The following is a 9,408-nucleotide window of genomic DNA, read 5'->3' on the forward strand; positions in this document are numbered from 1 at the left end:
GGGGGCGGGGGCAAGAGGGAAAGCGGGGTGGGGTGCGGTTTTGGTGGGGGGAGGGGATCGGGGCGGGTTTTGTGCTCGGATGGGGCGGGTGCAGGGGGTGTCCACGCGTGGACAGGGGAGGCGGTGTGGTTTATCAGTGGGTTAGATGGGGGTGGTTAAGAGTTTGTTAGGGATTGGCAGGACTTACTGAGGTGTGGAGCCGAGGGTTCTGTGCAAAATCCTATCATCTGGCTCGCTTTCCGACACATTAGTCGAAGTTGTTTGCCAAAAACCTTGACACAGCAATATCAACGTCGTGAAGCAAGGCATCTTGCTGAATGCCCACCTTCTTCTTGCATGCTTGTCGGACGATGGCTTCAACTGCGGCCTCAACGTTTGCCGCAAGGAAACTACAAAAGTAGGCTCCGGCGTCCTGCCGCAACCACGCGTCGCGTGGGATACAGACATCAGCGGTCGCGATGCGCCGACTGTTTCGGATGAAGACAGCGCCGACGCCTGCGCGGTCCCATGCTTGCACGGACCCGTCAATACGCAGGACAAGTCCGAGTTCATCTATCAGCGTGCTGTACGGGTCGACGTATTCTGAGGCGCGCAGTTTTCGAAGTCTGAGCACATACGCATTTGTAGCAGCATCTGCGTCTCGTCCACCGACATCTGCACCCAGCGTGATTGCTCACGTTATCGCCAGCCTTTCGTCGAAGTCCTATTTTGGCGTTATTTCCCAGCCCGGCAGCTCGCCACCAAATTTTTCAGCGGCATCAATTAGCATAAGTTCATATCGAGTGATTAATTCTGCCTCAGGCACCGCCTCAAGACCGAACGCAAGATTGATGACAATGTCATCTTCGGCGTATTTTAGGGACACAACGCGGAACAGGACTTCCTGTTGCTCGCCATATTTCTGGACAACGTAGCTTCGCGCTGCCCTTGCTGTATCCCAGTCTGCATACCGAGATGCTATCTCAATGTCCCGCACACCATTCAAATCATGCCGTGCCGCGTGCCGCGCCAGAATATCCCGGTTCTGTTCCAGCAGATCCTCGTAAGTCATTGGCTCAATCATCACTCCGACCTCCGTCAGTCTGCTATTTGGCTTCGGGTCGATCAGATACCAGATTGAGCGCAACCACACCTCAACCCTTGAACAATCACCCGTTAAACAAGAAATGCAGCACGTCGCCGTCCTTGACCTCATAGGTCTTGCCTTCAACCCGGAACTTCCCGGCCTCTTTCGCCCCGGCCTCGCCCTTGCCTGCGATATAATCATCATAGGCGACGGTTTCGGCGCGGATGAAACCCTTCTCGAAATCGCCGTGGATCACCCCAGCCGCTTGCGGGGCGAGCATACCCTTATGGATGGTCCAGGCGCGGGCTTCTTTCGGGCCGACGGTGAAATAGGTCGACAGGCCCAAGAGTTTGTAGCCCGCGCGGATCAGACGGTCCAACCCCGCTTCGTGCAAGCCCATTTCTTCCAGAAACATCGCGGCTTCATCATCGGCGAGCTGAGAAATCTCTTCCTCGATCTTGGCCGAGATCACCACCGAGCCCGCACCCTGCTTGGCGGCCATCTCAGCCACACGGGCGGATTGGGCGTTGCCATCGGCGGCGCAAGATTCTTCGACATTGCAGACATACAACACGGGTTTCGAGGTCAAGAGTTGCAGCAGACGCCACTGGCGCTGATCTTCCTCAGCGATCTGCAGGTTGCGCGCAGGATGCCCGGCTTCCAGCAATTTCAACGCGGCGCGCAGCAAACGATCCTGATCCAAAGTGTCCTGATCGCCGCCGCGCAGCTTCTTGGCAAGGCCGGTCAGGCGGCGTTCGATGCTTTCCATATCGGCGATCATCAGCTCGGTTTCGATGGTTTCCGCGTCTGCCACCGGATCAATCTTGCCCTCGACATGGGTGATGTCGCCGTCTTCAAAGCAGCGCAGCACATGGGCGACGGCATCGCATTCGCGGATATTGGCGAGGAACTGGTTGCCGAGGCCTTCGCCTTTCGAGGCGCCGCGCACGAGGCCCGCGATATCGACAAAGGTCATCCGCGTCGGGATGATCTGCTTCGATCCGGCAATCGCCGCCAGCTTTTCCAGCCGTGCATCTGGGACCGCGACCTCGCCGACGTTCGGCTCGATGGTGCAGAACGGGAAGTTCGCGGCCTGTGCTGCCGCCGTGCGGGTCAGCGCGTTGAACAGGGTGGATTTGCCGACATTCGGCAGACCAACGATACCCATTTTGAAACCCATCGCGCGCACCCCTGTTGCTGGCCGATTGCCAAGACCGCCTGATGTCCAGACCGCCTGCGGCATAGGCAGGACAGGCGGTGCGGTCAAGGCTTTCGCTGGGAAAACCTGCGGGGCTTGGGCTGGTGAAGCCTCCGGCGGGGATATTTTCGCCAAGATGAAATTGCATGGCGGGCTTTGGCGGGGCGGTGAAGGGGCATTGATTTTCCGGGGCTTCCCGTGCAAACCCGTGCAGCACTTGCAGGGATGGGCCGAACCATGAGCAGAATCGACGACACTTTCGCGCGGCTGAATTCGCAGCAGAAAAAGGCCTTCGTCGCCTATATCATGGCGGGCGACCCGGATGTGGCACGCTCGCTTGCGGTGATGCAGGGCTTGCCGGGGGCTGGGGTCGATATTATCGAGCTGGGCCTGCCGTTCACCGATCCGATGGCGGATGGCCCGACGATCCAGCTTGCAGGTCAACGCGCGCTGGAAGCCGGCATGACGCTGGACAAAACCCTGCAAATGGTGCGCGATTTCCGCAGCGGCGATACCAGCACCCCGATCGTGCTGATGGGCTATTACAACCCGATCTATTCCCGTGGCGTCGATCTGTTCCTGCGCCAGGCGACCGAGGCGGGCATCGACGGGCTGATCATCGTCGATCTGCCGCCCGAGGAAGACGCCGAGCTGTGCCTGCCCGCGCAAGCCGCTGGCGTGAATTTCATCCGGCTGGCCACCCCCACCACCGACGCCAAGCGCCTGCCGAAAGTGCTGCAAAACACCTCGGGCTTCGTCTATTACGTCTCGGTCACCGGTATCACCGGCGCCGCTGCGGCGCAGGCGGGCGATGTCGGCCCGGAAGTGGCGCGGATCAAACGCTCCACCGATTTGCCGGTGATCGTGGGCTTTGGCATCAACACGCCAGAGGCCGCACAGGCGATTGCGGGCGTCGCGGATGGCTTCGTTGTGGGCTCTGCCATCGTCAAGGAGCTCAGCACCGGCAAACCCGTGGCCGAGGTGCTGGCGTTTGTGGCTACACTGGCTGCGGGCGCGCACGCGGCCTGAAACCGCCTAAAACTTATCTAAAATTGGCATCCTCTGCGCGCAAATCTCCCGCCGGGGTCCGGGGGTGTGAAACCCCCGGCGGCTTGCCCGATGCATTCTGCTGATCGCCGCAAAGCCCATTGCGCATAAATGCTGAAATTGGTAACTCTTCATAACCAATTTCAGCAAAAGGCCGCGCTCATGCCCGTGATCACCTGCATCGACGATCTCAAGCAGCTTTACAAAAAGCGCACGCCGAAGATGTTTTATGATTACTGCGAAAGCGGCTCCTATACCGAGCAGACCTTCACCGAAAACACCACGGATTTCGCCAAGATCCGGCTGCGTCAACGGGTTGCGCGTGATCTGACCGGGCGCAGCACCGAAGTGTCGATGCTGGGCAACCCGGTGACCATGCCGGTGGCGTTGTCGCCGGTGGGTTCTACGGGGATGCAATGCCCGGATGGTGAGATCAAGGCTGCCCGCGCCGCCGCTGCCTTTGGGGTGCCGTTCACGCTCTCGACCATGTCGATCTGCTCGATTGAGGATATCGCCGCGCACAGCCCTGCGCCGTTCTGGTTTCAGCTTTATGTGATGAAGGACGAAGATTTCGTCGATGCGATCATTGAACGTGCGCGGGCGGCGAAGTGCTCGGCTTTGGTGCTGACGCTGGATCTGCAAATTTTGGGCCAACGCCACAAGGATCTGAAAAACGGCCTCACCAGCCCGCCGCGCCTGACGATTCCGAACATGATCAACATGGCCACCAAACCGGCTTGGTCGATGGGCATGCTGCGCACGCCGCGCCGCACTTTCCGCAATATTGTCGGGCATGTGAAAGGCGTCACGGATCTGGCGGATCTGACCAAATGGGCGAATGAGCAGTTCGATCCAATGCTCGACTGGGGCAAGGTCAAACGCATTCGCGACCAATGGGGCGGCAAGCTGATCCTGAAAGGTATCCTTGATGCCGACGACGCGCGTTTGGCGGCGGATGTCGGGGCGGATGCGATGATCGTCTCAAACCACGGCGGGCGGCAGTTGGACGGGGCTCTGTCGGCGATCCGCGTGCTGCCCTCGATCGTGCGGGCGGTGGGCGATCAGACCGAAGTTTACATGGACAGCGGCATCCGCTCGGGTCAGGACGTGCTGAAAGCCCTCGCCTTGGGCGCAAAATCCACCTTCATCGGCCGCAGTTTCATCTATGGTCTGGGCGCGATGGGTCAGGCCGGGGTGACCAAGGCGCTGGAGGTGATCCAGAAGGAACTCGACATCTCGATGGCTTTGTGCGGTGTGCAACAAGCCCGCGACATCGGCCGCGAGCACGTGCTGGTGCCGCAGGATTTTGAGGGCGATTGGGCCTGAGCCCGATTTGCAGCTTGACCGTCCAAGGGGATTTTGCTGAACCTTCACGCGTGGCGTTGCTGGTGGCAGAGAAAGAAGTCTCCATCCTGACGATGTTGTTGAGAGGGGAGAATTCCGATGGGCGGCGTAACAGAACCTGTGACTGAGCCACCCGTGGTGATAAGCCCTACCACTGGCAATGATACGATCTATGGCGGTGCGCTGACTGCAGCGATCGACGGTCTCGCCGGGGATGATCTTCTTGTTCTGAATTACTCGGGGCGCCCGCTCTATGAGGGTAAAGAGATCGCGTATGTATTTATTGCGCTTTACGATCCTTTCGCCCTGACCGAGATCGCCTACACGCAACCACCGGATACTTTCCCGAATTATGGATTTGAAAAATTTTCGATAACTGGATTTGAGCGGCTGGATTTTACCGCATCTGATCTGTTTTCGAGCAGAGTCATTGCAACCGATGGCAATGACACTTTGCGCGGAGGAGCGCAGTCGGACATACTCAACGGACAGCTTGGGTCAAATGTAATCTATGGCGGTGCGGGATACGATTCTTTGGGTGTCACCCCAGATCTGTTGCGCGATTGGATTTATGGTGGCGATGACGATGACACTATCAGTGGCGTAGGGCGCAACGATATTGCAGACGGCGGTGCCGGCAATGATTATCTGGGCATAAATCTCTCACAAGAGACTGTTGCTTATCGTGGCTCAATGGCCAATCTGATCCAGAATCCAAATTGGATAAATTTTGAGACCTATGGCCTGAGTCTCACCCGATATAATGATGTCATCACAGTCACGAACATACCACAATTTCTGGATGCCGGGCTTGGTGTTGATGATCTGCTGATTGTTAATCGCACCGGGCTTGGATCGATTGATCTTGAAACCGTCATGACTCAGCGTGTGCTGCCCTCATCGGGGTTGGGGGTGACGCAGGCGCGCAATTTTGAACGTCTTGAATTTACCGGAGGTGAGGGTGCTGACAGTGTCGGCGGCACTGCGCGAGATGACACGATCTATGGCGGCGGCGGCAATGACAGATTGCTGATCAATGATGCCTACGGAATGCGCGGCGGGGCCGATCTGGTTGCGGGCGGTGCGGGCAATGACACTATATACGGTGTTGGGGCCGAGGATACTGTTGATGGCGGCGCGGGTATTGACACGGCTATCGTAGATTTTCGCACCGCAACCCAAGGCATATCTGGCCGCGTCGGTGACAAAATATTCAATCTCACCGGCGTGGAAATTGTCTCGGGAGTACTGACGAACTTCGATGACGTTCTGGCCTTGGGTGGCTTTCGCGGTGAGTTGGATGCCGGGGCAGGAAATGACACGGCCATTCTGAATTATTCGACTTCGACGGCTGCGCAGGGCAACTATAACTTTGTAAATTTGGGATTCAATTCTGGTCGGATAGATTTCAGGAATGCGGAAGGCTATATTATAGGTGATGCAGCAATTTTAAGGAATTGGGAGACGTTAAATATAACTGGCAGCAATCAGCAAGACCGGTTCCAGACGCTTGAAGGCAATGATACGCTGATCGGGTTGGCAGGAAATGACAGCTTCAATGCCGGGCTTGGTCGGAACCTGCTGTTCGGTGGCGCCGGAGATGACGGGTTTTCAGGTGTTCAAGGGGCCAGTGATACGGTCTATGGCGATGCGGGTAATGACTCTTTCTCCAATTATGACTTGAACGATATTCTGAATGGCGGGTTGGGCATTGATACAGTTGGTGTAAATTACTCTGCGAATACGTCAGGCGTAAGATTGAGCCTGCACGGGCTTGCCGGCGAATGGACGGCAATGGAACAGATCGTCGGAAATTTGTCGAATTATGATGATGTTGCAAGTTTGGGCGCGCAACTTAATGGTGAGTTGTATGGTGGCCAAGGCAATGATTTGTTGGGGCTGAATTATGTCGGCGCCGCAAGCCAGGTTGTCATGACGACCGGATCCAACTTTACGTCGCTTCGCATAACCTCGATTGCAGGTGTGAATAGCGTCACCATTTTCCATGAGTTCGAGCAGCTGAACCTTACGGCGAGCAACGGCAATGATGTTCTCTCCGGGCTAAGAGGATCCGATCTGTTGATCGGCCTTGCAGGAAACGATGTTTTGCTAGGCAATGACGGGAACGACACCGTTTATGGTGGCACGGAAAATGATACGATCAGCGGTGGCGCAGGAGACGACTCGCTCTATGGCGGTCAAGCTGCTGATTACATCACGGCTGAAGGCGGTGATGATTTGATCTATGCAGGTCTGGGATTTGACACCGTTCTGGCGGGAATTGGCGATGATCGGATTTATGGCGAAGCTGGGTCAGATTTTCTGATCGGAGCTATCGGAAACGATACGATTTATGGCGGCGATGGCATGGATCGAATGAATGGCGGCGACGGGGTGGATGTGCTGATCGGTGGTGCGGACCGCGATATTATGGTCGGCGGTTCGGGTGCCGATATCTTTGTGTTTGACGCGCGCTTGGCGACTGGATCGGATGTGATCGCGGATTATGAGTCAATAGACACGCTCTATTTCCGAGGACTTGCCGGGCGCAATGATCTTAGCATCGCTCGGGGAGTTTTTGATGTGGTGATCACATGGGATACAGGCACGCTGACCCTTGTTGGCGCTGCAAGGCTGGTGGTGACGACAGAGCTTGGCGATCTTTTCGGCTGAAGCTGTCTCGCCTAACGCCGCAACAACAGCCGCGCCAGCACCGGAATGCCTGCCAGCATCACAGCCGCGCAGACGAAGGCAAAGCGCAGGCCGAACAGGCCTGCGACAAAGCCAATCGCGGGCGGGCCGAAGAAGTAGCCGAAATAGCCGATCAGCGTCGCCCGCGCCACCGCCCGCGCCCGCGCCGCGGGGTCAGCCAACTGGCCAACCAGCGAAAACACCGTGGGGGCGATCACCGATGATCCGATCCCCATCACGATGAACCCGGCATAGGCCATCGCGGGTGTCACCGCCAACGCCGCCCCCAAAGCCCCCACAGCCGAGATCACCGCGCCCCCGGTCAGCAGCCACACGGCAGGGATGCGCGACGCCAAGCCCTGCCCGAACAATCGCGCCACCCCCATGGTGGTCGCCATCAGCGCAGGCCCCATCGCGCCAGCGGAAGGACTGCCGCCAAGGGTCTTCTCGATGTGCAACGCCGACCAGTTCTCGGCGGCATTTTCGGTGAGGAAAGCGATCAGCACCATCGCACCGCCCAGCACCGGCACCAGACCCAGATGCGCCGCTCCCTTACCTTTCGGCCGCGCGAGGCCCTCAATCCGGCCATCCTCCTCATAGGCCGCCAGTGCCAGCACTCCGGCAAACAGTGCCATGCTGCCCAGCACCCAAGATGGCGACCACCCGGCGCTGCGCAAGGCTCCGGTGGCAATCGCGCCGCCAGCATAGCCAAAGCTGTATGCGGCGTGGCAGAGGTTCATCAGCGGTCGCCCGCTTTGGGTCTCCAGCGTGGCCACCCGCGCGTTCATCAGCACATCGGTCAGACCAGTACCCGCACCGCAGGCCATCATCGCCAGCGGAAACAGCATCAGATGGCTGAATTGCCCCGGCAGCGTGAAGGCTGCACACATCAGCAGGCAGGAAATCAACATCGCGCGGCGGCCAAACGCCACGCCCAGACGCGGCGCCACCAACATCGCACACACCGCCGCAATCGGCGTCATGAACATCAACGCACCCAAATGCGACTCATCAATGTCCAGCATGGTCTTGATATCGGGGAGATCGGCGGCGAAAGACCCCCACAGCACGCCCATCGCGGCAAAGGCCGCCACGGCGGGGCGGGCGACGCGTAGGGTATCGACGGCGGTCATGACATTCTCCTGCTCACGCAGGGGGGATAGCGCGCGGGCGGTGGAAAGACTATCCCACCCCCGACATCGCATCTCTCAGAGCCGCCAGCCGCGCAGAGCGCCCACAGGGCTGGGCACTTTCCGGCTTTCCTTTGCGGTGATTCCCCGCTATAGGCCCGCGATCGCGCCATGCACCCTTGAACGTTGGCGGATATATATATGGAGAAACATTATGGCACGCGAGATCCTTGATCTTCACGCCGAAGCACGCACGGGGACAGGCAAGGGGGCCGCTCGTCAATCACGTCGTGATGGCTTCGTTCCCGGTATCGTCTATGGCGATAACGTTGCACCCCTTGCAATCAAGATCCCTTACAACGCCCTGCTGAAGCGCCTGAAAGCCGGCCGCTTCCTGTCGTCGCTGTTCAACCTGAAGGTTGAAGGCCAGCCGGACGTGCATGTGATCTGTCGCGCTGTGCAGCGTGACGTGGTGAAAGACCTGCCGACGCATGTTGACCTGATGCGCCTGCACGACGAAAACCGCATCAACCTGTTCATTCACGTCACCTTCATCAACCATGAAGCGTCTCCGGGTCTGAAAAAAGGCGGCACCTTGACCGTTGTGCGCAATGACGTGGAACTGAACGTTCTCGCAGGCGACATCCCGGATCACGTCACCGTCGATCTGACCGGCCGCAAAATCGGCGATGTGATCCACATCAATGACGTGGTTCTGCCGGAAGGCACCAAGCCGACCATCGACCGTAACTTCGTGATCGCCAACGTGGCGGCTCCGGCGGGTTACGTTGAAGTTGGTGAAGAAGAAGCTACTGCGTAAGCAGGCGAGCGTTTGACATCAAGGGCGCAGGGGGAAACCTCTGCGCCTTTTTCATTGGCGCGCGACCTTTGTCTTGCCGGATTTGGCCGCAGACAAATCTGGCCGCGCCTGC

General features: G+C 58.3%; 8 protein-coding genes. 5 read left to right on the plus strand and 3 right to left on the minus strand.

What is annotated here, in order from left to right; translation table 11 throughout:
- The first annotated feature begins 295 nt into the window (after positions 1 to 295).
- A complete protein-coding gene (locus U1A24_RS14430; RefSeq protein WP_322322673.1) occupies positions 296 to 586 on the plus strand; it encodes a hypothetical protein in 291 nt (96 codons plus the stop codon).
- Positions 587 to 703: 117 nt separating this feature from the next.
- On the opposite strand, the gene U1A24_RS14435 is transcribed toward U1A24_RS14430, so the two are convergent.
- A complete protein-coding gene (locus tag U1A24_RS14435) occupies positions 704 to 1,063 on the minus strand; it encodes a ribonuclease E inhibitor RraB (protein ID WP_322322680.1) in 360 nt (119 codons plus the stop codon).
- Positions 1,064 to 1,148: 85 nt separating this feature from the next.
- Complete coding sequence (gene ychF, locus U1A24_RS14440) at positions 1,149 to 2,246, minus strand: redox-regulated ATPase YchF (RefSeq protein WP_322322674.1); 1,098 nt, start codon at positions 2,244 to 2,246, stop codon at positions 1,149 to 1,151.
- Between the two features lie 255 nt (positions 2,247 to 2,501).
- Between ychF and trpA the strand changes: the two genes are divergently transcribed.
- The 3 genes from trpA (at position 2,502) to U1A24_RS14455 (ending at position 7,328) form a co-directional block, all read left to right on the plus strand.
- Complete coding sequence (gene trpA, locus U1A24_RS14445) at positions 2,502 to 3,293, plus strand: tryptophan synthase subunit alpha (RefSeq protein WP_322322675.1); 792 nt, start codon at positions 2,502 to 2,504, stop codon at positions 3,291 to 3,293.
- A gap of 180 nt (positions 3,294 to 3,473) precedes the next feature.
- A complete protein-coding gene (locus U1A24_RS14450) occupies positions 3,474 to 4,637 on the plus strand; it encodes an alpha-hydroxy acid oxidase (RefSeq protein ID WP_322322676.1) in 1,164 nt (387 codons plus the stop codon).
- Positions 4,638 to 4,754: 117 nt separating this feature from the next.
- A complete protein-coding gene (locus tag U1A24_RS14455) occupies positions 4,755 to 7,328 on the plus strand; it encodes a calcium-binding protein (protein ID WP_322322677.1) in 2,574 nt (857 codons plus the stop codon).
- An 11-nt stretch (positions 7,329 to 7,339) separates the two neighbouring features.
- On the opposite strand, the gene U1A24_RS14460 is transcribed toward U1A24_RS14455, so the two are convergent.
- A complete protein-coding gene (locus U1A24_RS14460; protein WP_322322678.1) occupies positions 7,340 to 8,479 on the minus strand; it encodes an MFS transporter in 1,140 nt (379 codons plus the stop codon).
- Between the two features lie 211 nt (positions 8,480 to 8,690).
- Here U1A24_RS14460 and U1A24_RS14465 point away from each other — a divergent pair, with 211 nt between their 5' ends.
- A complete protein-coding gene (locus tag U1A24_RS14465; protein WP_322322679.1) occupies positions 8,691 to 9,296 on the plus strand; it encodes a 50S ribosomal protein L25/general stress protein Ctc in 606 nt (201 codons plus the stop codon).
- Positions 9,297 to 9,408 lie beyond the last annotated feature (112 nt).

This window comes from Cypionkella sp., from assembly GCF_034376685.1.
GTDB lineage: Bacteria > Pseudomonadota > Alphaproteobacteria > Rhodobacterales > Rhodobacteraceae > Cypionkella.

Excerpts from the sequence above, each read along its gene's own strand:
- U1A24_RS14455 (WP_322322677.1), top strand. The coding sequence starts at position 4,755 with ATGGGCGGCGTAACAGAACCTGTGACTGAGCCACCCGTGGTGATAAGC.
- U1A24_RS14450 (WP_322322676.1), top strand. The coding sequence starts at position 3,474 with ATGCCCGTGATCACCTGCATCGACGATCTCAAGCAGCTTTACAAAAAG.
- U1A24_RS14435 (WP_322322680.1), bottom strand. The coding sequence starts at position 1,063 with ATGATTGAGCCAATGACTTACGAGGATCTGCTGGAACAGAACCGGGAT.
- U1A24_RS14465 (WP_322322679.1), top strand. The coding sequence starts at position 8,691 with ATGGCACGCGAGATCCTTGATCTTCACGCCGAAGCACGCACGGGGACA.
- U1A24_RS14460 (WP_322322678.1), bottom strand. The coding sequence starts at position 8,479 with ATGACCGCCGTCGATACCCTACGCGTCGCCCGCCCCGCCGTGGCGGCC.
- trpA (WP_322322675.1), top strand. The coding sequence starts at position 2,502 with ATGAGCAGAATCGACGACACTTTCGCGCGGCTGAATTCGCAGCAGAAA.
- ychF (WP_322322674.1), bottom strand. The coding sequence starts at position 2,246 with ATGGGTTTCAAAATGGGTATCGTTGGTCTGCCGAATGTCGGCAAATCC.